Source organism: Pseudorhodoferax sp. Leaf267 (assembly GCF_001422405.1).
Classification (GTDB): Bacteria; Pseudomonadota; Gammaproteobacteria; order Burkholderiales; family Burkholderiaceae_C; genus Pseudorhodoferax.
The window spans coordinates 237,956-259,841 of record NZ_LMMV01000021.1 but is presented as its reverse complement, the minus strand read 5'-3'; the positions used below and the strand labels follow the sequence as shown (position 1 = coordinate 259,841).

The following is a 21,886-nucleotide window of genomic DNA, read 5'->3' as shown; positions in this document are numbered from 1 at the left end:
AGAGGAATCTGCATTCCATGAAACACATCATCGCAGTGCTGCTGGAAAACGAAGCCGGCGCACTTTCCCGCGTGGTGGGCCTGTTCTCGGCCCGCGGCTACAACATCGAATCGCTGACCGTCGCGCCGACCGAGGACCCGAGCCTGTCGCGCATGACCATCCAGACGGCCGGCTCCGACGAGGTGATCGAGCAGATCACCAAGCACCTGAACCGGCTGATCGAAGTGGTCAAGGTCGTCGACCTGACCGAAGGCGCCTACACCGAGCGCGAGCTCATGATGGTGAAGGTGCGCGCGGTTGGCAAGGAGCGCGAGGAGATGAAGCGCATGGCCGACATCTTCCGCGGCCGCATCATCGACGTGACCGAGAAGAGCTACACCATCGAGCTGACGGGCGACCAGGGCAAGAACGACGCTTTCCTGGAAGCCATCGAACGCAGCGCGATCCTGGAGACGGTGCGCACCGGCTCCAGCGGCATCGGCCGCGGCGAGCGCATCCTGCGCGTCTGACATCAAGCATCCGCATGCGCCTGCTGGCAGGCTCGGCGTGAGCGGATCGCGTTTTGCGAGGCTGCCAGAGGCAATCCGCCAAACCATTTTGGAGAAATGACTATGAAGGTTTTCTACGACAAGGACTGTGACCTCTCCCTGATCAAGGGCAAGACCGTCACCATCATCGGCTACGGCAGCCAGGGGCATGCGCACGCGCAGAACCTGAACGACAGCGGCGTCAAGGTGCTGGTCGGCCTGCGCAAGGGCGGCGCCTCCTGGGCCAAGGTCGAGAAGGCTGGCCTCAAGGTCGCCGAAGTCGCCGAGGCTGTGAAGGCTGCCGACGTCGTCATGATCCTGCTGCCCGACGAGCAGATCGCAGCCGTCTACAAGAAGGACGTGGAGCCGAACATCAAGCAAGGCGCGTCGCTGGTGTTCGCCCACGGCTTCAACGTGCACTACGGTTTCGTCCAGCCGCGCGCCGACCTCGACGTCTGGATGGTGGCGCCCAAGGCCCCCGGCCACACGGTGCGCGGCACGTACACGCAAGGTGGTGGCGTGCCCCATCTCGTGGCCGTGCACCAGGACAAGTCGGGCAAGGCCCGTGACCTGGCGCTTTCTTACGCCATGGCCAACGGTGGCGGCAAGGCCGGCATCATCGAAACCAACTTCCGCGAAGAAACCGAGACCGACCTGTTCGGCGAGCAGGCCGTGTTGTGCGGCGGCACCGTCGAGCTGATTAAGGCCGGCTTCGAGACGCTGGTGGAAGCCGGCTACGCGCCCGAAATGGCGTACTTCGAATGCCTGCACGAGCTCAAGCTGATCGTGGACCTGATCTACGAGGGCGGCATCGCCAACATGAACTACTCGATCTCGAACAACGCCGAGTACGGCGAGTACGTGACCGGCCCGCGCATCGTCAATGACGAGACGAAGAAGGTCATGAAGCAGGTGCTGAAGGACATTCAGACCGGCGAGTACGCCAAGAGCTTCGTGCTGGAAGCCGCTGCCGGCCAGCCCGCACTGATCAGCCGCCGCCGCCTGAACGCCGAGCACCAGATCGAAGTCGTGGGCGAGCAGCTGCGTGCGATGATGCCCTGGATCAAGAAGAACAAGCTGGTCGACCAGACCCGCAACTGATCCACGGTTCACCGTGATCCCTCAAGGCCACTTCGGTGGCCTTTTTCAATTGATCTGCTCCACTACACTCGTCCCATGCATGATGGCAATGATTCCGCACTGAGCGTCCAGGACGAAGCGCTGCCGCGCAAGCGCCGCAAGGGCATCTACATCCTGCCCAACCTGTTCACGTTGGCGGCGCTGTTCGGCGGCTTCTACGCAGTCGTGATGGCCATGAACAACCGCTTCGACCTGGCGGCCGTGGGAGTGTTCTGCGCCATGGTCCTGGACAGCCTGGACGGCCGCGTGGCGCGCATGACCAACACGCAAAGCGCTTTCGGCGAACAGATGGATTCGCTGTCCGATATGGTGTCGTTCGGTGCCGCGCCGGCCTTGATCGCTTATGAGTGGACGCTGCGCGGAGCAGGGCGCTGGGGTTGGATCGCAGCTTTCGTTTATTGCGCCTGCGCAGCGCTGCGCCTGGCGCGATTCAATGTCAACACGGCCGTGGTCGACAAGCGCTGGTTCCAGGGCCTGCCCTCGCCAGCGGCCGCGGCTTTGGTGACGGGATTCATCTGGCTCATGACCGAGCTGGAAGTGGCGCGCACCGACGTCACCTGGTTCATGTTCGCGCTGGCCCTGTATGCCGGGTTGACCATGGTGACTAACGTGCCGTTCTACAGCTTCAAGGACGTGCAGATGAAAAAGAGCGTGCCCTTCGTCGTGATCGTGCTGATCGCACTGGGCATTGCCATCGTCAACATCCATCCGCCCATCGTGATGTTCGGCCTGTTCATGGCCTATGGCGTGAGCGGCTACGTGGTCTATGGTTTGCGCAAGATGAAGGGCCAGCAGACCAGCGTGATCAGCACGTCGACCGACGAGCCGGACGAACGCGGTTTGCACAAATGACACGCGCAGCGCCAAGCTGTGCTAGAGTGCGCCGCATGCAATTTTTCGCGCTAGCCCTACTAATCATCCCCCACGGGCGGAGACGGTAGCGCACGCGCAAACCTTTGTCGAAACGGCCCGTCTGCACCAGCAACGGGCCGTTTTGCATTTGCGTTGCTGGTTTTCCAAAGTTCCGAGGACAGCATGATGTTGAAGAATCCCGCCAGCAAGTACCAAGCCTTCCAACCCGTGCGCCTTGCCGACCGGACCTGGCCCGATGCCGTCATCACCCAGGCGCCGATCTGGCTCAGCACCGACCTGCGCGACGGCAACCAGGCCCTGATCGAGCCCATGGACGGCGAGCGCAAGCTCAAGATGTTCCAGGCCCTGGTGAAGATCGGGTTCAAGGAGATCGAGATCGGTTTCCCGTCGGCCTCGCAGACCGAGTTCGACTTCGTGCGCAAGCTGATCGACGAGAACCTGATCCCTGAAGACGTCACGATCCAGGTGCTCACGCAGGCGCGCCAGCCGTTGATCGAGCGCACCTTTGAATCCCTGCAGGGCGCACCGCGCGCCATCGTGCACCTGTACAACGCCACGGCGCCCATCATGCGCCGCGTGGTGCTCGGCATGGACGAGGACCAGATCGTCGCGCTGGCCGCCGAGAACGCCACGCTGTTCCGCGAGCTGGCCGCCAAGCAGCCTGACACGCGGTGGACCTTCGAGTACTCGCCCGAGATGTTCTCCGGCACCGAGCTGGCGTTCTCCAAGCGCGTGGTCGATGCCGTGACCGAGGTCTGGCAGGCCACGCCCGAGCGCAAGTGCATCATCAACCTGCCCTCGACGGTGGAGCATTCCACGCCCAACATCTTTGCCGACATGATCGAGTGGATGCACCGGAACCTTGCGCGGCGCGACGGCATCGTGCTCTCCATCCACCCGCACAACGACCGCGGCACCGGCACAGCCGCTGGCGAATTCGCCCTGATGGCGGGCGCGGACCGGCTCGAAGGCTGTCTGTTCGGCAACGGCGAGCGCACCGGCAACCTGGACGTGGTCAACGTTGCGTTGAACCTCTACACGCAGGGCGTGCACCCGAACCTGGATTTTTCCGAGATCGACGAGATCCGCCGCGTGGTCGAGCACTGCAACCAGTTGCCCGTGCACCCGCGCCACCCGTATGTGGGCGACCTGGTTTACACCTCGTTCTCGGGCTCGCACCAGGACGCGATCAAGAAGGCCTTCTCGGCGCGCAAGGAAGGTGACGTCTGGGAGATCCCTTATTTGCCGATCGACCCCAAGGACCTGGGCCGCACCTACGAGGCCGTGATCCGCGTGAACAGCCAGTCCGGCAAAGGTGGCATCGCCTACCTGCTCGAAAGCGAGTTCGGCCTGGAGTTGCCGCGCCGCCTGCAGATCGAATTCAGCCAGACCGTGCAGCGCGTGATGGACGCCCAGGGCAAGGAACTCACGGCGCACGACCTCTGGACGCTCTTCGAAAAGGAATACGGCCTGCATGGCGTGGACGCGCCGCAGCATCGCATCCAGGAGCAGCGCGACGCGCAGGGCGCGACCAACGTCAAGCTAGCAGCGCAAGTGGCCTACGGCGGCGCGCAAGTGCAGCTCGAAGGTGAAGGCACCGGCCCCATCGACGCGTTCGTCGATGGCTTGCAGAAGGCCACGGGCCAGCAGGTGCGTGTGCTCGACTACCACGAGCACGCCATCGGCGCCGGTGCGAACGCCAAGGCCGTGGCCTACCTGGAGCTGCGCATCAACGACGGACAGACCCTGTTCGGCGTGGGCATCGACGCCAACATCGTCTCGGCCTCGCTGATGGCCATCGTCTCCGGCCTCGCCCGGGCGACGGGCGCGCACAATCCACTGGCCGAAGAAGCCATGGCCGGCACGCGCTGAGCGCGGCGGCCCACCCCACGAGACAGGAGCACACGATGACCGACAAGCTGATCATTTTCGACACTACCTTGCGCGACGGCGAGCAGTCGCCCGGCGCGTCCATGACGCGCGACGAGAAACTGCGCATCGCGCGCCAGCTGGAGCGCCTGAAGGTCGACGTGATCGAGGCCGGCTTCGCGGCCAGCTCCAACGGCGACTTCGAATGCGTGCAGGCGATTGCGCGTGCGGTGCGCGAGTCCACCATCTGCTCGCTGTCGCGTGCCAACGACCGCGACATCTCGCGTTCGGCTGAGGCGCTGAAAGATGCCGAGCGCGCCCGCATCCACGTGTTCCTCGCCACCTCGGCGCTGCACATGGAAAAGAAGCTGCGCATGACGCCTGACCAGGTCTTCGAGCAGGCCAAGCAGTCGGTGCGCTTCGCGCGCAACCTGCTGTCGGACATCGAGTTCAGCCCCGAAGACGGCTACCGCAGCGACCCGGACTTCCTGTGCCGTGTGCTCGAGGCCGTGATCGCCGAGGGCGCGACCACCATCAACGTGCCGGACACCGTGGGCTACGCCATCCCCGAGCTCTACGGCAACTTCATCAAGAACCTGCGCGAGCGCATTCCGAACAGTGACAAGGCGATCTGGTCCGTGCACTGCCACAACGACCTGGGCATGGCAGTTGCCAACTCGCTGGCCGGCGTCAAGATCGGCGGCGCGCGCCAGGTCGAGTGCACCATTAATGGACTGGGCGAGCGGGCCGGCAACTGCTCGCTCGAAGAAGTCGTCATGGCCGTGAAGACCCGCAAGGACTACTTCGGCCTGGACCTGAACATCGCCACCGAGCACATCGTGGCGGCCAGCCGCATGGTCAGCCAGACCACGGGCTTCGTGGTGCAGCCCAACAAGGCCGTGGTCGGCGCCAACGCGTTCGCCCATGCGTCGGGCATCCACCAGGACGGCGTGCTGAAGGCGCGCGACACCTACGAGATCATGCGGGCCGAGGACGTAGGCTGGACCACCAACAAGATCGTGCTGGGCAAGCTGTCGGGCCGCAACGCCTTCAAGCTGCGCCTGCAGGAGCTGGGCGTGCAGATGGAGAGCGAGGGCGACATCAACGCCGCCTTCGCCCGTTTCAAGGACCTGGCCGACCGCAAGAGCGACATCTTCGACGAGGACATCCTGGCGCTGGTCAGCGAGGAGAGCGTGGCCCACGAGCAGGAGCAGTACGCCTTCGTATCGCTCAAGCAGCACAGCGAGACCGGCGAGAGGCCGCAGGCCGAGGTCGTGTTCACGGCGCAGGGCGCGGAGGTGCGCGGCAGCTCGGACGGCAACGGCCCGGTCGACGCGTCGCTCAAGGCCATCGAGTCGCACGTCAAGAGCGGCGCCGAGATGGTGCTGTACTCGGTCAACGCCATCAGCGGTTCGACCGAGAGCCAGGGCGAGGTCACGGTACGCTTACAGAACAGCGGCCGCGTGGTCAACGGCGTGGGCGCGGACCCGGACATCGTCGTGGCCTCGGCCAAGGCCTACCTGTCGGCGCTGAACAAGCTGCACAGCAAGGCCGAGCGGGTGCCGGCGCAGGGCTGATCACGGCACCACCAAAACAAACGGCCTCCCGCAGGAGGCCGTTTTACATGGGGGCAGGGCGCTTACTCGACCTTGGCCTTGGCGCGCAGCTCCTGCTGGAACGCCGACATCTTCTGCTGCACGAGCTGCTGGCCGATCTGCGGCTTGACCTGCTCGAGCGGAGGGAACTCCTGGGCGCGCTCGTCGTTCAGCCGGATGATGTGGTAGCCGAACTGCGTCTTGACCGGCACGTCGGTGGTCTGGCCCTTCTTGAGCTTGACCATGGCGTCGCCGAATTCCTTCACATAGCCCGACGGGTCGGCCCAGCCCAGGTCGCCGCCGTTGGCGCCGGAGCCTGGGTCCTTCGAAGACTTCTTGGCGATGTCCTCGAACTTGCCGCCCTTCTTCAAGCTGGCGATGATGGCCTTGGCCTGATCTTCCGTTTCGACCAGGATGTGCTGGGCCTTGTATTCCTTGCCGCTGCCGGCCTGGGCTGCCTTGACCTTGGCGTACTCGGCCTCGATCTCGGCATCCGTCACGGGGTTGCTCTTCTGGTAGGAGACCAGCAGCTCACGCACCAGCAGCGACTGGCGCGCGAACTCCATCTGCGCCTTGAAGTCGGGCGTGGCTTCGAGGCCGCGCTTCTGCGCTTCCTGCATGAAGATCTCGCGCATGATGACTTCCTCGCGCAGCTGGCCTTCCTGGTCCGGCGTGACGGGGCGGCCGGCGCGGGACATCTGCTCGGCCAGCGCGTCCATGCGGGCCTTGGGCACGGCCTGGCCGTTCACGATGGCGATGTTCTGTGCCAGGGCTGGCGCAGCGGCCGCGCCCAGCACAATGGCTGCCGCAACTGCGGAGAACAGGGATTTCTTCATGGGTGTTTCCTTAAGGGTTGGAAGGCGGTACCGCGGCATGCTGCGGGGCCGCGGCCGGGTGCACTGGCGACAACACTTCGATAGCGATGGCGTGCACGCCCTGGGCGATCATTTGGCGCAGCGGATCATACACAAGGCGATGCTGCGCGACGCGGCTCAGGCCGGCAAAGAACGGTGAAGCGACACGCACGCGAAAGTGCGTGCCGAAGGGGTCCGGGCCAGCCCCGGCATGGCCCGCATGTGCGGCGCTTTCGTCCACGACTTCGAGCTGTGTGGGGGCCAATGCCTGCTGCAGTACCTGCTGCATCTGGGCGGCGGTGACGGTCATGGCGTGTTCGGAGTGCGGCATCAGGGATTCGGTTCCTCGGCCTTCACCTCGGCCAGCTTGTCGTCGGACGGCAAGTGCCGCGAGACGTAAATGCCCTGGCCGACGATGAAGGCCAGAGGAAAGACGTAGCCCCACAGCTTGAAGTTGACCCACTGCTCGGTGCTGTAGAACAGCGCGACGTAGGCATTCACGGCCGACATGAGCAGGCAGTACACGATCCAGGCCCAGTTCAGCCGCATCCAGATGGCGTCGGGCAGCTCGAGCTGGCTGCCCAGCATCATCTTCAGAAAGTTCTTGCGCAGCACCCAGACCGTGAACGCCAGGCCGATGGCCATGGCCGCGTACAGCACCGTGGGCTTCCACTTGATGAAGCGGTCGTCGTGCAGTGCCAGGGTCAGCGCGCCGAACACCAGCACCAGGGCCAGCGTGACCTTGTGCATGGTCTGCAGCTTGCGCTCCAGCGCGTAGGTGATGCCCATCTGCAGCACCGTGGCGCCCATCAGCACGGCCGTGGCCGTGTAGATGTCGGACAGCTTGTACGCGCCGAAGAACAGCAGGATCGGGAAGAAGTCGAGCAGGATCTTCATGGGCTCACTTGTCCTCGAATTGCAGCGAGGCCGAGTTCATGCAGTAGCGCAGGCCGGTGGGCGTGGGGCCGTCCGGGAACACATGGCCCAGATGCGCGCCGCAGTTGGCGCAAACGGTCTCGGTGCGCGTCATGCCGTGGCTGCGGTCGACGATCTCCTCGATCGCGCCGGGCACGGCTTCCTGCGAGAAGCTGGGCCAGCCGCAGCCAGCGTCGAACTTGGTACCAGAGTCGAACAGCTTGGCGCCGCAGCAGACGCAGTGGTAGCTGCCGTCGGCCCAGTGCTGGTCGTACTTGCCGGTGTGGGGCCGCTCGGTGGCGGCATGGCGCGTGACCTGGAAGGCGGCGGGCTCGGCGCCCTTCTGGGCCAGCAAGGCTCGCCATTCGGCGTCGGTCTTTTCAACGGGTCGGGTCATGATGAGCAACTGATCTCGATGGAAGAAGCCCAGTCGGGCGGGAAATCGGCATAGGCTTCGCTGCCGGGGTGTTCGTCATATGGGGTCTGCAGCAGGCACAGCAAGCGCTCGACCTCGGAGAAGTCCTTGGCCTTGGCCTGCTGGATGGCCTGCTCGGCCAGGTGGTTGCGCAGTACGAATTTGGGGTTGACCGCCAGCATGCTGGCGCCGGCCTGGGGCAGGTCGGCACCGGCCAGGCGCTGCAGGTAGGTGGCCGACCAGGTGTCGAACGCGCCGCGGTCCGGGAACAGGTCGCGCACCGGCTCCAATGTGGCGGCCGTGGCGCCCTGGGCGACGGCGTGGGAGAGCCGGCGCCAGAAGATCGTGTAGTCGGTGCGCTGGGCGGCCAGCAACTGCAGCGTGGCATCGAACAGGGTGCGGTCGTCGTCGCGCGGATTGGCCAGGCCCAGCTTGGCACGCAGCGCGGATTCCAGCGCGGCCGGGAACGCCGTCTTGTAGGTTTCCAGCGCGGCCAGCGTCACGTCCTGGTCCTCGATCAAGGGCAGCAGCGCCTGGCCCAGGCAGAACAGATTCCAGTAAGCCACGTTGGGCTGGCGATTGAAGGCGTAACGACCCTGGCTGTCGCTGTGGTTGCAGACATGGCCGGGATCGAACGCGTCCAGGAACTGGAACGGGCCGTAGTCGATCGTGAGGCCCAGGATGCTCATGTTGTCCGTGTTCATCACGCCATGGCAAAAGCCCACGGCTTGCCATTGGGCGGCCATGGCGGCAGTGCGCGCCGTCACGTTTTGCAACAAGGCCGCATAGGGGTGCTCGGCGGCGCGGCAGTGCGGGTAGTGGCGGTCGATCACGTAGTCGGCCAGCGCACGCAGGGCGGCATGGTCGCCGCTGGCCGCGAAATGCTCGAAGTGACCGAAGCGGATGAAGCTGGGCGCGACGCGCGCGACCACGGCGGCCGTTTCCACGGTCTCGCGCTGGATCGGCGCGTCCGAGCCCGTCACGCTGAGCGCGCGCGTGGTGGGGATGCCCAGGCCGGCCATGGCCTCGCTGCACAGGAATTCGCGGATGGACGAGCGCAGCACGGCACGGCCGTCGCCGCCGCGCGAGTAGGGCGTGCGGCCCGCACCCTTGAGCTGCAGTTCCAGGCCGGCGTCCGTCTCGCCGAGCATGATCGCGCGGCCGTCGCCCAATTGCCCGGCCCAGACGCCGAACTGGTGACCGCTGTAGACGCTGGCATAGGGCGCGCTGCCGGGCAGGAGCTGGTTGCCGGTCAGGGCTTGCAACGCCTCGTCGGAGGCCAGCCAAGCCGGCTCCAGCCCCAGCGATGCCGCCACGCGCTCGCTGCGGCTCACCCAGTAGGGAGCGGGCAGCGGCGTGGGCTGCAGCCGCGTGTAAAAGGCGGGGCCAAGCCGGGCGAAGCCTTCTTGCCAGGCAAGGGCGGCCGGTTCAGCCAGGGCGGCGTCGGCCGCGTCGGTAGGAAGGCGCATGCCCCGATTCTCCCGTACCCGAGGAAACCCCGGCCCCATGAGGCCAACCACCCCCGTCGCCTGCGTGTCAGGCGCCGATGCGGGCCCGGTACTGGGCCGGTGGCACGCCGAACCATCGCTTGCAGGCACGGTGGAAGTTGCTGCTGTCCCCGTACCCCAGCAGGTCCGCCACATCGGACAGGCTGTGGCGCTCTTCGGCCAGGTATTGCTGGGCCAGTTCGTGGCGGGTGTCGTCGAGCAGGGTCTGGTAGGACACGTGCTCCTCCTGCAGCCGGCGCTGCAAGGTACGTTCGGCCAGACCCAGTTCCCTGGCAATCACCTCGCGCCGCGGCTCGCCCTGCTGCAGGCGCCGCGCGATCTCGGCGCGCACGCGGCTGGCCGTGCTGGTCTGGCCGAGTTGTGCGAGCTGCTTGTCCAGCCGGGCCTCCAGCATGTCGGCCAGCTCGGCGTCGTAGGTGGGGATGGTGCGCCTGAGGTCGACGCTTGCGATCAGCATGCGGTTAGCTGGTGCGTCGAAGCGCAGTTCGCAGCCGAAGGCGGCCCGGTGCGGCGCATCGTTGCCCGGCCGGGGGTAAGCCAGTTCGACCAGCGCGGGGTCGAACTCGGCACGCGTGAGCCATTGGCACAGCATCAGCGTGGCCAGCATCGCGTACTCCACGCGCTGGCGCGGGATCGGCAGCGTGCCGCCCGTGTGTGCGGTCGACAGCCACTGGCCACGCGCATCGGCCTGCAGCGTGAAGGCAGTGGCGTCCGAGATCACAGCCATGTAGCGTGCCAGGTGCGTCAGCGCGCCTTGCAGGTCGGGGCTGCAGCTCATCACATGGCCCACGGTGCCGGTATTGCTGTGTGTGGCCGCCAGGCTGCGCTGCAGGCCCAGCGTGGGCTTGCCCACGCGCGCCACCGCCCGCTGCCACAGCCGCGTGATCTGGTCCACGGGCACGCGCGCGTGCTGGCGGTGCAGTGCGGCGGCGTCTAGGCCCGCGTCGCGCAGCAGCACGGGCACGTCCAGGCCCTCGGCCGCAAACATGGCCAGCACGCCGGCCAGCCAGGCGGCCGAGCTGGTGCGCACGGGGGCATGGGGTTGTCCCTGGGAGGCTCCTGATGTCATGGATCTGGCGCGCTTGGGATAACGGAAAGGGACCGGGCCGTCCCTAGACTGCCCGCAGCGCCGCAGTATGGACGAGCTGACTTTGCAGGTGCAATCCAGATAACCGACAGGAGACACGACATGAAGACGAGCCCACTCGCGAAACCCCTCGGTGCATTGGCCCTGGCGGCCTGCGCATGCCTCACCGCTTGTGGCGGCTCGGACGACGATGCGCCCACCGTGCGCGACACGGCCGCCGGCAAGCTCGAAGGCGTGGACGACAGCGCGCGCAACGGCACCTGGGCCTGGAAGGGCGTGCGCTTCGCCCAGCCACCGGTGGGCAGCCTGCGCTGGCGCGCGCCGCAGGAACTGGAGCGCTGGACCGGCGTGCGCCCCGCCACGCAGTTCGGCCCGGCGTGCCTGCAGATTGGCCGCATGTTCGGCCCGGGCGCCAACAACACCTTCGACGAGACCATCGCCAGCACGCTGGGCCAGCCGCTGGGCAGCGAGGACTGCCTCACGCTGAACATCTGGCGTCCGGCGACGAACGACACCAAGCTGCCGGTGCTGCTGTTCATCCACGGCGGCAGCAACATCTCGGGCTACACGGCCGACCCGCTGTACGACGGCGCCGCGCTAGCCAAGGCCGCCAACGCCGTGGTGGTCACGGCCAACTACCGGCTCGGCGTGCTGGGCTTCTTGAACATGCAGCAGCTCAACGTGGGCGGCACGGCCGGCGACGACTCGGGCAACTTCGCGCTGCTCGACAACCTGGCGGCGCTGCGCTATTTGCAGAAGAACATCGCGGCCTTCGGCGGCGACCCGGACAACGTCACGCTGTCCGGCGAATCGGCCGGCGCCAACAACGTGCTGGCGGTCATGACCTCGCCCATGGGCAAGGGCCTGTTCCACAGGATGTTCGCCATGAGTGGCGGCATCTCGCTGGCCGGCAACCTGCCGGCCGGCACCTCGCCGGCGCTAAGCCCGCTGCCGGTCTGGCAGGCGCATGGCGAAGCCGTGCTGCTGAACCTCGTGGTGGCCGATGGACTTGCGGCCGACCTCACGGCCGCCAGGGCCTACGTCGCCACCCGCACGCCAGCGCAGATCGCCGACTACCTGCGCGCCAAGGACGGCAAGGCCGTGCTGGCCACCGCGCTCGCCAAGGGCCTGAACACCGGCAACCCGATCCCGGACGGCACGGTGGTGCCGACCGACCCGATCGCCAGCATCGCCGCCGGCCAACATGCCAAGGTGCCCACGCTGATCGGCAACACGCGCGAAGAGGGCAAGCTGTTCGGCGGCCTGCTGCCCTTGTTCGGCGGCAAGCCCGGCTATATCGTCGACGACGCGACGCGCTTCCTCATGATGGCCCGCTTCGACCCCGACGCCGCCACCACGCTGACCACGGCCAGCATCGTCGATGCGTCCTACCTGCCAGTCACCACACCCGGCACGGGCTACAACGCCGCCACCGGCCTCATCACCAAGGCCTTGTTCGAGGCCAACAGCCAGAACCTGCTGTCCACGCTCAAGACGCAGCAGAGCAACCTGTGGCAGTACCGCTTCGACTGGGCGCAGGAGGCTTACCCCTGGAACGAGGTCTATGGCGCCGCGCACGCGTTCGACCTGGCCTTCATGTTCGGCAACTTCGGCCCCTCGGTGGTCGGCAACGTGATCGGCGGCAACGCCAACCGCGCCGGCCGGCTGGCGCTGTCGAACGCCTTCATGGCCAGCCTGGGGGCCTTCATGCGCAACGGCGACCCGAACGCCGCCGCGCTGGGCACGGCCTGGGCGCCGTGGCCGTCCAGGCTGTTGCTGGACGCCACGCCGAGCGCCACGGCGATCACGGTGCAGTGACCCTGGGCAGGGCGGGGAAGTACGGGTGAATCCCGGGCATCCCCACCCTTACGATGCAGCCCTCTCACACCACCGTGCTTTCCTAGGAGTTCCCATGCTGGGCTTGATGCAGAACCAACCGCTGTTGATTTCCGGGCTGATCGATTTCGCCGAGCGCCACCATGGCGACGGCGAGATCGTGTCGCGCCGCGTGGAAGGCGACATCCACCGCTACGCCTGGCGCAACGTGGCCGAGCGCGCGCGCCAGGTCGCTAACGGCCTGGATGCCTGGAAGCTGGGCTTCGGCGACCGCGTCGCCACGCTGGCCTGGAATGGTTACCGGCACCTGGAGCTGTACTTCGGCGTCAGCGGCTCGGGCCGCGTGCTGCACACCATCAACCCGCGCCTGCACCCGGACCAGATCGCCTGGATCGCCAACCACGCCGAAGACCAGGTGCTGTTCTTCGACCTGAGCTTCCTGCCACTGGTGCAGGCCGTGCACGCCCGGTGCCCCACGGTCCAGCATTGGGTCGCCATGTGCGATGCCGACAAGCTGCCCGAAGACAGCGGGATCCCCGGCCTACAGAGCTACGAGACCTGGCTGGCCGACCAATCCACCACCTACCGTTGGCCCAGCTTCGACGAGAACACCGCGTCGAGCATGTGCTACACCAGCGGCACCACGGGCAACCCCAAGGCCGCGCTGTACAGCCACCGCTCGACAACTCTGCACGCCTATGCGGCCGCGCTGCCCGACGTCATGAGCATCAGCGCACGCGACGCGATCCTGCCGGTCGTGCCCATGTTCCACGTCAACGCCTGGGGCATCCCGTATTCGGCCGCGCTGACCGGCGCCAAGCTGGTGTTCCCCGGCCCGGCCATGGACGGCAAGTCGATCTACGAACTCATGGAGTCGGAGAAGGTCACCTACGCTGCCGGCGTTCCCACGGTCTGGCAGATGCTGCTGCTGCACATGAAGCCAGCGGGCCTGAAGTTCTCCACGCTCAAGCGCACGGTGATCGGCGGCTCGGCCTGCCCGCCAGCCATGATCAATGCCTTTCGCGAAGACTACGGCGTGGAGGTGCTGCACGCCTGGGGCATGACCGAGATGTCGCCGCTGGGCACGTTGTGCACGCTCAAGAACAAGCACCTGGACCTGCCGGCCGACGAGCAGATGAAGATCCTGCTCAAGCAGGGCCGCGCGATCTACGGCGTGGACATGAAGATCGTCGGCGCCGACGGCGCCGACCTGCCGCACGACGGCAAGGCCGCGGGCGACCTGCTGGTGCGCGGCCCCTGGGTGGTGCGCGAATACTTCAAGGGCGAGGGCGGCTCGCCGCTGGTCGAGGACGCGAATGGCGATGTCTGGTTCCCCACCGGCGACGTGGCCACCATCGACGCCGATGGCTTCATGCAGATCACCGACCGCAGCAAGGATGTGATCAAGTCCGGCGGCGAGTGGATCAGCTCCATCGACATCGAGAACATCGCCGTGGCCCACCCGGCCGTGGCCATGGCCGCTTGCATCGGCGTGTTCCATCCCAAGTGGGACGAGCGGCCCATCGTGGCCGTGGTGAAGAAGCCGAACGCCGACGTCGGCCGCGAAGAGCTGCTCAAGTTCTACGAGGGCAAGACGGCCAAGTGGCAGATCCCGGACGACGTGGTCTTCGTCGACGCGATCCCGCTGGGCGCCACCGGCAAGATGCTCAAGACCCGGCTGCGCGAGCAGCTCAAGGACTACCGCCTGCCGGGCCTCTGACCCGCCTGTGACAACCGATAGGGAATCACCTGAGCGGTGCCCCTGGGGATTACTTGTAACCTGCGCAACGTTTTTTCAAGAACCTGGAGACAGCTGATGAAATTTTCCATGCGGATCCTTGCAGCCTCGGCGCTGATGGCCTGTGCAATGGGCGCCTCGGCCCAAAAGGGCGAGACCGTCAAGATCGCCTGGATCGACCCGCTGTCCGGTCTCATGGGCCCGGTCGGCAACAACCAGGTCAAGAGCTTCCAGTTCTTCGCCGAGAAGTTCAACGCCAGCAACCCGGCCGGCGTGAAGTTCGAGGTCGTTCCCTTCGACAACAAGCTGAGCCCGGCCGAGAGCCTGAACGCGCTGAAGGCCGCCATGGACCAGGGCGTGCGCTACATCACGCAGGGCAACGGCTCCTCCGTGGCCGCCGCGCTGATCGACGCGATCGACAAGCACAATGCGCGCAACCCCGGCAAGGAGGTGATCTACCTCAACCACTCGGCCGTGGACCCGGACTTCACCAACAGCAAGTGCAACTACTGGCACTTCCGCTTCGACGCCGACACCTCCATGAAGCTGGAGGCGCTCACCAGCTACATGAAGGACCAGGCCGACGTGAAGAAGGTCTACCTGCTCAATCAGAACTACTCGCACGGCCACCAGGTCGCCAAGTTCGCCAAGGAGATCATGGCGCGCAAGCGGCCCGACGTGCAGTTCGTCGGCGAGGACCTGCACCCGCTGGCCCAGGTGCGCGACTTCGCGCCCTACGTCGCCAAGATCAAAGCGTCCGGCGCCGACACCGTCATCACCGGCAACTGGGGCTCCGACCTGGCGCTGCTCGTGAAGGCTGCCAACGAAGGCGGCTACACCGGCAAGTTCTACACCTACTACACGGGTGTGACCGGCACCCCCACGGCACTGGGCCAGGGCGGCGCCGGCCGGGTCTACCAGGTGGCCTACAACCACTACAACATGGGCGGCCAGATGGGCCAGTGGGCCGAGGAGTTCAACAAGAAGTTCAAGGACGATTTCTACACGGGCTCGGTGATCCACATCTTCAACGCGCTGGGCGAGGCCATGGCCAAGGCCAAGTCCACCGACCCGGTGAAGGTGGCTGCCGCGCTGGAGGGCCTGAAGTTCAAGAGCTTCAACGGCGACGTCGAGATGCGCAAGACCGACCACCAGCTGCAGCAGCCGCTGTACCTGTCGGTCTGGCAGAAGACCGATGCCAAGAACCCCTACAGCGTCGAAGGCACGGGCATGACGCTGGCCCCGGTCAGGACCTTCGAGTCCTACGTTTCCAGCACGCCCACCAGCTGCCAGATGAAGCGGCCTGGATGAATTCAGCGTGGTTCCGCGGGCGGTGCCATGCCGCCCCCCGGCCCGATCCAGAGGTTCTGGCTCGGGCCTTTTTTTGAGGTGGGGTAATGGAGTTCTTCACGATCTCGATGCTGAACGGGCTGAGCTACGGTCTGCTGCTGTTCATGCTCAGTTCCGGCCTGACGCTGATCTTCAGCATGATGGGCGTGCTCAATTTCGCGCATGCCAGCTTCTACATGCTGGGCGCCTACGCCGGCTACACGGTGTCGCAACTCGTCGGCTTCTGGCCGGCGCTGGTGCTAGCGCCCATCATCGTGGGCGTGTTGGGCTCGTTGTTCGAGCGCTTGTGCCTGCGCAAAGTACACAAGTTCGGCCACGTGCCCGAGCTGCTCGTCACCTTCGGCCTGTCCTTCGTGATCCTGGAGATTGTGCAACTGGTCTGGGGCCGCACGGCCGTCCCGTTCACACCGCCGCCTTCGCTGCGCGGCCCGGCCTTTACATTGGTACAGCACTCCGTCGACGGTTTGCGCCTGGTCTGGGGCGCGGCGCCGGCCGAGATGTGCACGGCGGCCGATGCCGCCGTCCGCGTGGTCTGCTCGCCGTTCCCGGCCACGCGCGGGTTCATGATGCTGGTGGCGGTGCTGATGCTGGTAGCCGTCTGGCTGCTGCTCACGCGCACGCGCATTGGCCTGGTGATCCAGGCCGCGCTGACGCACCCCGAGGCCGTGGAATCGCTGGGCCACAACGTGCCGCGCGTGTTCATGATGGTGTTCGGCGCCGGTGCCGGGCTGGCCGGGCTGGCCGGCGTGATCGGCGGCTCCACATTCGTGACCGAGCCAGCCATGGCGGCCACGGTGGGCTCTATCATCTTCGTGGTCGTCGTGGTGGGCGGCATGGGCTCGCTGTCGGGCGCCTTCCTCGCGTCCATCCTGATCGGCGTGATCCAGACCTTCGCAGTCGCCATGGACAACTCGCTGCTGAGCCTGCTGCGCAGCCTGGGCATGGAGCCGGGCCCCGAGGCCAGCAGCAACCCGCTGCTCACGCTCACGGTGTCGCAGGTGGCGCCCATCCTGCCCTACCTGTTCCTGGTGCTGATCCTGATCTTCCGGCCCAAGGGCCTGCTCGGAAGCCGGGAGGGTTGACCATGAGCCGCACCCACTACAGCTTCAAACCCCTGAACGTCGGCCGGTTCGTCGTCTGGGGCCTGTTTGCGCTCGTCATGGCGGTCGTGCCGCTGATCTTCACGAGCAACCTGTCAGCGACCATGCTGTCGCAGATGGGCATCGCGATCATCGCCTGCCTGTCCTACAACATGCTGCTGGGGCAGGGCGGCATGCTGAGCTTCGGGCATGCGGTCTACACGGGCCTCGGCTCCTATGTCGCCATCCATGCGCTGAACATGGTCAGCCGGGGCCAGCTGCCGATCCCGGTCAGCCTGCTGCCCATCGTCGGCGGCATCGCCGGCATGTTCTTCGCGGTGCTGTTCGGTTTCGTCACCACCAAGAAGGCCGGCACGCCGTTCGCGATGATCACGCTGGGCATGGCTGAGCTGGTGTTTGCCATGTCGCTGATGTTCTCGGGCTTCTTCGGCGGCGAGGCCGGCGTGAGCGGCGACCGCGTGGCCGGCAAGCCCTTCTTCGGCATCACCTACGGGCCACAGATCCAGGTGTATTACCTGATCGCGGTCTACACCTTCGTCTGCGTGGCTGCCATGTACGCCTTCACGCGCACGCCGCTGGGCCGCATGCTGAACGCGGTGCGCGACAACGCCGAGCGCGTGGAGTTCATCGGCTACAACACGCGGCGCGTGCGCTACATCGCCTTCATCATCGCGGGCTTTTTCGCCGGCATCGCGGGTGGCCTGGGCGCGCTGAACTTCGAGATCGTGACGGCCGAGGTCGTCGGGGCAGGGCGCTCGGGTGGTTACCTGCTGTTCACCTTCCTGGGCGGGGCCACCTTCTTCTTCGGCCCCATCATCGGCGGCATCCTGATGGTGCTGGCCTTCGTGCTGCTGTCCGAGTTCACCAAGGCCTGGCTGCTGTACCTGGGCCTGGTGTTCCTGTTCATGGTCATGTATGCGCCGGGCGGCATCGCCAGCCTGATCATGATGAACCTGCGCGTGGCGGCCTTCGGGCAGTTGCGCAGGCTGTGGACTTCGTACCTGGCGCTGGGCACCACGGCGTTGGTGCTGCTGGCCGGCGCCGCCGCCATGATCGAGATGATCTACCACCTGCAACTGGGCGCGACCATGGGGCCGGAGCTGCGCTTCCTGGGCGCCAGCCTCAATGTGCACAGCGTGGACAGCTGGTTCGGCTGCATCTTCGTGCTGTTGACCGGCATCGGCCTGTTCGAGGTGGCGCGCCGCAGCTTCATGGTCGACTGGGGCGATGCGCAGGTTGAGATCGAACGAGAAATCAAGCGGCGGGAGGCCCTGTGACGCAGCCGTCATCCAACACGGGCTACGCGCTCGAACTGAACGACCTGAAGAAGAGCTTCGGCAAGACCGAGATCATCCGCGGAGCGAACCTCAAGGTGGCGGCCGGCGAACGCGTGGCCATCATCGGCCCCAACGGCGCCGGTAAGTCCACGCTGTTCAACCTGATAAGCGGGCGCTTCGGCGCCACCAGCGGCGAGATCAAGCTCAACGGCCAGCGCATCGACGGCCTGGCGCCGTACGAGATCAACCGGCGCGGCCTGTCGCGCAGCTTCCAGGTGTCCAACCTGTTCACGCGGCTGTCGGTGTTCGAGAACATCCGCTGCGCCGTGCTGTGGTCGCTGGGCTACCGCTACGCGTTCTGGAAGTTCCTGGCCGACCTGAAGGACGCCAACGAACGTGCCGACCAGGTGCTGCACATGATCAAGCTCGACAAGAAGCGCGACGTGCTGGCCATGAACCTGACCTACGCCGAGCAGCGCGCCCTGGAGATCGGCCTCACGATCGCCGGTGGCTCCAGCGTTGTGCTGCTGGACGAGCCCACGGCCGGCATGAGCAAGAGCGAGACCACGCGCTTCATCCAGCTGATCCGCGACGTGACGGTGGGCAAAACATTGCTGACCGTGGAGCACGACATGGGCGTGGTGTTCGGCCTGGCCGACAAGATCGCCGTGCTGGTCTATGGCGAGGTGCTGGCCTTCGACACACCCGACGCGGTGCGCGCCAACCCGCGCGTGCAGGAGGCGTACCTCGGGTCCGTCCTGGCCGAGCAACAGGCGGGAGGCCACTAAGGATGAAACCCCCACGCTCATCGTTTCACGTATCGCCGCCCCCCAAGGGGGCGCATCAATGCCTTCGGGCGGCCGGGCGCCTTTGAAATGCTAAAGATCGAGAACCTGCACGCCTACTACGGCAAGAGCCATGTGCTGCATGGCGTGAACTTCGAGGTCGGCGCCGGCGAGATCGTGGCCCTGCTGGGCCGCAACGGCTCGGGCCGCTCCACCACGGCCAAGGCCATCATGGGATTGGTCGATTGCGAGGGCAGCATTGCCTGGAAAGAGCAGCCCATCCAGGGCCGCAAGGCTTATGAGATTGCCCACCTCGGCATCGGCTACGTGCCCGAGAACCGCGACATCTTCCCCACGCTGACCGTGCACCAGAACCTGATGCTGGGCCAAAAGAGCGGCGCCAAGAACAGCCGCTGGGGCTTCGACGACATGTACGGCATGTTCCCGCGGCTCAAGGAGCGCCAGCACACCGAGGCCGGCGTGCTGTCGGGCGGCGAGCAGCAGATGCTGACGCTGTGCCGCGCGTTGATGGGCGACCCCGACCTCATCATCATCGACGAGCCCACCGAGGGCCTGGCGCCCAAGATCGTGGAACTGGTGGGCGAATACCTCAAGGCGCTGAAAGCGCGCGGCATCTCGGTGTTGCTGATCGAGCAGAAGCTGACGATTGCCATGAGCATCTCCGACCGCGCACTGGTCATGGGCCACGGCAGCATCGTGTTCCAGGGCACGCCCGAGGCGCTGCGTGCCGACGCCTACATCCGCAAGGAATGGCTGGAAGTCTGATCCGCCTGGACACAAGCCGTCACAAGTCGCGCGTGGGACAAATCCTCTCCCACGCGCACACTTTCGTTCCCTAGAATCCACAAAAAAGAACGCTCGTTCTTTTCAATCCCAAGGAGCCCTGCCATGACCGCTGCCTACGCAGTCCACGGTGACGTCGCCGTCATCAGCCTGAACAATCCGCCCGTCAACGGCCTGGGGCTGTCCACCAGGCAGGGCATCACCGACGGGCTGGCCAAGGCCAATGCCGACGGCAACGTCAAGGCCATCGTCATCACGGGCGCCGGCAAGGCCTTCTCGGGCGGTGCCGACATCAAGGAATTCGGCACGCCCAAGGCGCTGGCCGAGCCGAATCTGCTGAGCGTGATCCTGGCGGTCGAGAACTCGTCCAAGCCCGTGGTCGCGGCCGTGCACTCGGTTGCCATGGGCGGCGGCCTGGAACTGGCCCTCGGCTGCCACTACCGCATCGCCGCGCCCGGCTGCAGCGTGGCGCTGCCCGAGGTCAAGCTGGGCCTGGTGCCCGGCGCCGGTGGCACGCAGCGCCTGCCGCGCGTGCTGGGCGTGGAAGCCGCACTTAACATGATCGTGAGCGGCGAGCCGATCAAGAGCGAGATGCTGGCCTCGTTGCCCGGCCAGAAGCTGTTCGACAAGATGGCGGCCTCGCCCGAGACGCTGGCCGACGAGGCACTGGCTTACGCGCGCTCGGTGGCCGACGCGCGCCCGCTGCCGCTGGTGCGCAACCTGCCGTGCAAGCACCCCAAGGGCGACGCCTACTTCCAGTTCGCGCGCAACATGGTCAAGGGCATGGCGAAAAACTTCCCGGCGCCCGCCAAGTGCGTGGACACGGTGGAAGCTGCCACCAAGATGAAGTTCGACGCCGGCATGGCGGCCGAGCGCGAGGCCTTCATCCATCTGATGTGGACGCCCGAGTCTCGCGCGCTGCGGCATCTGTTCACCTCCGAGCGCGCCGCGTCCAAGATCCCCGATGTGCCCGAGGACACGCCGCTGCGCAAGATCGAGAAGGTGGCCGTCATCGGTGCCGGCACCATGGGCGGCGGCATCAGCATGAACTTCCTGAACGTCGGCATCCCCGTTGTGATGCTGGAGATGAAACAGGACGCGCTGGACCGCGGCGTCGCCACCATCCGCAAGAACTACGAAGCCCAGGTCAAGAAGGGCAAGCTCAAGGCCGACAAGTACGAGCAGCGCATGGCGCTGCTCACCACCACGCTGAGCTACGACGAGATCGGTTCGGCCGACCTGGTCATCGAGGCCGTGTTCGAGGACATCGGCGTCAAGGAGAAGGTGTTCACCGAGCTCGACCGCGTGATGAAGCCCGGCGCCATCCTGGCCAGCAACACCTCCACGCTGGACGTGGACAAGATCGCCTCCTTCACCAAGCGGCCGCAGGACGTGGTGGGCCTGCATTTCTTCAGCCCCGCCAACGTGATGAAGCTGCTGGAAGTGGTGCGCGGCGCCAAGACCGCCAAGGATGTCATGGCCACCGTGATGGCGGTGGCCAAGAAGATCAAGAAGACGGCCGTGGTCTCGGGGGTGTGCGACGGCTTCATCGGCAACCGCATGATCGAGCAGTACGGCCGCCAGGGCGGCTTTTTGCTGGACGAAGGCTGCACGCCCGAGCAGGTCGACAAGGCCATGGAGAAGTTCGGCATGGCCATGGGCCCGTTCCGCATGGGCGACCTGGCCGGCAACGACATCGGCTGGGCCATCCGCAAGCGCCGCTATCAAGAGAAGCCGGACATGAAGTACAGCAAGACGGCTGATCTGCTGTGCGAGAAGGGCCGCTTCGGCCAGAAGACCGGCGCCGGCTGGTACGACTACGTGCCCGGCAAGCGCGACGCGATCCCGAACGCCGAGGTCGTGCAGATGATCGAGGAGCACCGCAAGTCGCTGGGCATCACGCCGCGCAAGATCTCGGACGAAGAGATCGTGCAGCGCCTGGTGTTCGCGCTGGTCAACGAGGCCGCGCACATCCTGGAGGAAGGTATCGCCAACAAGGCCAGCGACATCGACGTGGTCTACATCTTCGGCTACGGCTTCCCCGTGCACCGCGGCGGCCCCATGCTGTACGCGGACCAGGTGGGCCTGTTCAACGTGGTGCAGGCCATGCAGCGCTTTGCGCAGAACCCGCTGGACGATGCCAAGTTCTGGCAACCCGCACCGCTGCTGGCGCGGCTCGTGGCCGAAGGCAAGACCTTCAACTGATCGCCATC

At 66.0% G+C, this 21,886-nt stretch carries 19 protein-coding genes; 13 read left to right on the top strand and 6 right to left on the bottom strand.

The window, feature by feature from the left end:
• The first annotated feature begins 17 nt into the window (after positions 1-17).
• The 5 genes from ilvN (at position 18) to ASF43_RS18285 (ending at position 5,986) form a co-directional block, all read left to right on the top strand.
• A complete protein-coding gene (gene ilvN, locus ASF43_RS18305; protein ID WP_056184029.1) occupies positions 18-509 on the top strand; it encodes an acetolactate synthase small subunit in 492 nt (163 codons plus the stop codon).
• A gap of 102 nt (positions 510-611) precedes the next feature.
• Positions 612-1,628: a ketol-acid reductoisomerase gene (gene ilvC, locus ASF43_RS18300; protein WP_056184027.1), complete on the top strand. Its 1,017-nt coding sequence runs from the start codon at positions 612-614 to the stop codon at positions 1,626-1,628.
• 75 nt (positions 1,629-1,703) lie between these two features.
• Positions 1,704-2,519: a CDP-diacylglycerol--serine O-phosphatidyltransferase gene (pssA, locus tag ASF43_RS18295; RefSeq protein ID WP_056184025.1), complete on the top strand. Its 816-nt coding sequence runs from the start codon at positions 1,704-1,706 to the stop codon at positions 2,517-2,519.
• A 186-nt stretch (positions 2,520-2,705) separates the two neighbouring features.
• On the top strand, positions 2,706-4,412 hold the full coding sequence (gene leuA, locus ASF43_RS18290) for a 2-isopropylmalate synthase (RefSeq protein WP_056184572.1): 1,707 nt from the start codon (positions 2,706-2,708) through the stop codon (positions 4,410-4,412).
• 35 nt (positions 4,413-4,447) lie between these two features.
• The gene (locus tag ASF43_RS18285) at positions 4,448-5,986 is read left to right on the top strand and encodes a 2-isopropylmalate synthase (protein ID WP_056184023.1); all 1,539 of its coding nucleotides are present in this window, start codon (positions 4,448-4,450) and stop codon (positions 5,984-5,986) included.
• A 62-nt stretch (positions 5,987-6,048) separates the two neighbouring features.
• Here the strand turns inward: ASF43_RS18285 and ASF43_RS18280 are convergent, their stop codons facing one another.
• The 6 genes from ASF43_RS18280 to ASF43_RS18255 all read right to left on the bottom strand — a co-directional run bounded on the left by ASF43_RS18280 (position 6,049) and on the right by ASF43_RS18255 (position 10,765).
• Complete coding sequence (locus ASF43_RS18280) at positions 6,049-6,840, bottom strand: peptidylprolyl isomerase (RefSeq protein ID WP_056184021.1); 792 nt, start codon at positions 6,838-6,840, stop codon at positions 6,049-6,051.
• A 10-nt stretch (positions 6,841-6,850) separates the two neighbouring features.
• A complete protein-coding gene (locus ASF43_RS18275; protein ID WP_056184571.1) occupies positions 6,851-7,168 on the bottom strand; it encodes a BolA family transcriptional regulator in 318 nt (105 codons plus the stop codon).
• A 20-nt stretch (positions 7,169-7,188) separates the two neighbouring features.
• On the bottom strand, positions 7,189-7,755 hold the full coding sequence (locus ASF43_RS18270; protein ID WP_056184020.1) for a septation protein A: 567 nt from the start codon (positions 7,753-7,755) through the stop codon (positions 7,189-7,191).
• A 4-nt stretch (positions 7,756-7,759) separates the two neighbouring features.
• A complete protein-coding gene (msrB, locus tag ASF43_RS18265; protein ID WP_056184018.1) occupies positions 7,760-8,170 on the bottom strand; it encodes a peptide-methionine (R)-S-oxide reductase MsrB in 411 nt (136 codons plus the stop codon).
• The gene (locus ASF43_RS18260) at positions 8,167-9,657 is read right to left on the bottom strand and encodes a YdiU family protein (RefSeq protein WP_056184016.1); all 1,491 of its coding nucleotides are present in this window, start codon (positions 9,655-9,657) and stop codon (positions 8,167-8,169) included. Before ASF43_RS18260 ends, msrB begins: the two co-directional genes overlap by 4 nt.
• A 67-nt stretch (positions 9,658-9,724) precedes the next feature.
• Positions 9,725-10,765, bottom strand: a complete 1,041-nt coding sequence (locus ASF43_RS18255; RefSeq protein WP_056184015.1) for an AraC family transcriptional regulator — start codon at positions 10,763-10,765, stop codon at positions 9,725-9,727.
• Between the two features lie 120 nt (positions 10,766-10,885).
• Between ASF43_RS18255 and ASF43_RS18250 the strand changes: the two genes are divergently transcribed.
• The 8 genes from ASF43_RS18250 to ASF43_RS18215 all read left to right on the top strand — a co-directional run bounded on the left by ASF43_RS18250 (position 10,886) and on the right by ASF43_RS18215 (position 21,878).
• Positions 10,886-12,601: a carboxylesterase/lipase family protein gene (locus tag ASF43_RS18250; protein ID WP_056184013.1), complete on the top strand. Its 1,716-nt coding sequence runs from the start codon at positions 10,886-10,888 to the stop codon at positions 12,599-12,601.
• Between the two features lie 94 nt (positions 12,602-12,695).
• The gene (locus ASF43_RS18245) at positions 12,696-14,339 is read left to right on the top strand and encodes a 3-(methylthio)propionyl-CoA ligase (RefSeq protein ID WP_056184011.1); all 1,644 of its coding nucleotides are present in this window, start codon (positions 12,696-12,698) and stop codon (positions 14,337-14,339) included.
• Between the two features lie 96 nt (positions 14,340-14,435).
• Positions 14,436-15,668, top strand: coding sequence for a branched-chain amino acid ABC transporter substrate-binding protein (locus ASF43_RS18240; RefSeq protein WP_056184010.1), 1,233 nt, complete (start codon positions 14,436-14,438; stop codon positions 15,666-15,668).
• Positions 15,669-15,754: 86 nt separating this feature from the next.
• The gene (locus ASF43_RS18235) at positions 15,755-16,789 is read left to right on the top strand and encodes a branched-chain amino acid ABC transporter permease (RefSeq protein WP_056184007.1); all 1,035 of its coding nucleotides are present in this window, start codon (positions 15,755-15,757) and stop codon (positions 16,787-16,789) included.
• A 2-nt stretch (positions 16,790-16,791) separates the two neighbouring features.
• Complete coding sequence (locus tag ASF43_RS18230; RefSeq protein ID WP_056184005.1) at positions 16,792-18,084, top strand: branched-chain amino acid ABC transporter permease; 1,293 nt, start codon at positions 16,792-16,794, stop codon at positions 18,082-18,084.
• Positions 18,081-18,872 carry an ABC transporter ATP-binding protein gene (locus ASF43_RS18225; protein WP_056184004.1) on the top strand — a complete coding sequence of 264 codons (792 nt, stop codon included), beginning with the start codon at positions 18,081-18,083 and terminating at the stop codon, positions 18,870-18,872. The genes ASF43_RS18230 and ASF43_RS18225 overlap by 4 nt, the downstream gene beginning before the upstream one ends.
• Positions 18,873-18,959: 87 nt before the next feature.
• Positions 18,960-19,655: an ABC transporter ATP-binding protein gene (locus ASF43_RS18220; RefSeq protein ID WP_056184001.1), complete on the top strand. Its 696-nt coding sequence runs from the start codon at positions 18,960-18,962 to the stop codon at positions 19,653-19,655.
• A 123-nt stretch (positions 19,656-19,778) separates the two neighbouring features.
• The gene (locus tag ASF43_RS18215; RefSeq protein ID WP_056184000.1) at positions 19,779-21,878 is read left to right on the top strand and encodes a 3-hydroxyacyl-CoA dehydrogenase NAD-binding domain-containing protein; all 2,100 of its coding nucleotides are present in this window, start codon (positions 19,779-19,781) and stop codon (positions 21,876-21,878) included.
• Positions 21,879-21,886: the final 8 nt, after the last annotated feature.

Excerpts from the sequence above, each read along its gene's own strand:
- ASF43_RS18285 (WP_056184023.1), top strand. The coding sequence starts at position 4,448 with ATGACCGACAAGCTGATCATTTTCGACACTACCTTGCGCGACGGCGAG.
- ASF43_RS18280 (WP_056184021.1), bottom strand. The coding sequence starts at position 6,840 with ATGAAGAAATCCCTGTTCTCCGCAGTTGCGGCAGCCATTGTGCTGGGC.
- ASF43_RS18220 (WP_056184001.1), top strand. The coding sequence starts at position 18,960 with ATGCTAAAGATCGAGAACCTGCACGCCTACTACGGCAAGAGCCATGTG.
- ilvC (WP_056184027.1), top strand. The coding sequence starts at position 612 with ATGAAGGTTTTCTACGACAAGGACTGTGACCTCTCCCTGATCAAGGGC.
- ASF43_RS18215 (WP_056184000.1), top strand. The coding sequence starts at position 19,779 with ATGACCGCTGCCTACGCAGTCCACGGTGACGTCGCCGTCATCAGCCTG.
- ASF43_RS18250 (WP_056184013.1), top strand. The coding sequence starts at position 10,886 with ATGAAGACGAGCCCACTCGCGAAACCCCTCGGTGCATTGGCCCTGGCG.
- ASF43_RS18260 (WP_056184016.1), bottom strand. The coding sequence starts at position 9,657 with ATGCGCCTTCCTACCGACGCGGCCGACGCCGCCCTGGCTGAACCGGCC.
- pssA (WP_056184025.1), top strand. The coding sequence starts at position 1,704 with ATGCATGATGGCAATGATTCCGCACTGAGCGTCCAGGACGAAGCGCTG.
- ASF43_RS18245 (WP_056184011.1), top strand. The coding sequence starts at position 12,696 with ATGCTGGGCTTGATGCAGAACCAACCGCTGTTGATTTCCGGGCTGATC.
- msrB (WP_056184018.1), bottom strand. The coding sequence starts at position 8,170 with ATGACCCGACCCGTTGAAAAGACCGACGCCGAATGGCGAGCCTTGCTG.
- ASF43_RS18240 (WP_056184010.1), top strand. The coding sequence starts at position 14,436 with ATGAAATTTTCCATGCGGATCCTTGCAGCCTCGGCGCTGATGGCCTGT.
- ASF43_RS18255 (WP_056184015.1), bottom strand. The coding sequence starts at position 10,765 with ATGACATCAGGAGCCTCCCAGGGACAACCCCATGCCCCCGTGCGCACC.
- ilvN (WP_056184029.1), top strand. The coding sequence starts at position 18 with ATGAAACACATCATCGCAGTGCTGCTGGAAAACGAAGCCGGCGCACTT.
- ASF43_RS18230 (WP_056184005.1), top strand. The coding sequence starts at position 16,792 with ATGAGCCGCACCCACTACAGCTTCAAACCCCTGAACGTCGGCCGGTTC.
- ASF43_RS18235 (WP_056184007.1), top strand. The coding sequence starts at position 15,755 with ATGGAGTTCTTCACGATCTCGATGCTGAACGGGCTGAGCTACGGTCTG.
- leuA (WP_056184572.1), top strand. The coding sequence starts at position 2,706 with ATGTTGAAGAATCCCGCCAGCAAGTACCAAGCCTTCCAACCCGTGCGC.
- ASF43_RS18270 (WP_056184020.1), bottom strand. The coding sequence starts at position 7,755 with ATGAAGATCCTGCTCGACTTCTTCCCGATCCTGCTGTTCTTCGGCGCG.
- ASF43_RS18275 (WP_056184571.1), bottom strand. The coding sequence starts at position 7,168 with ATGACCGTCACCGCCGCCCAGATGCAGCAGGTACTGCAGCAGGCATTG.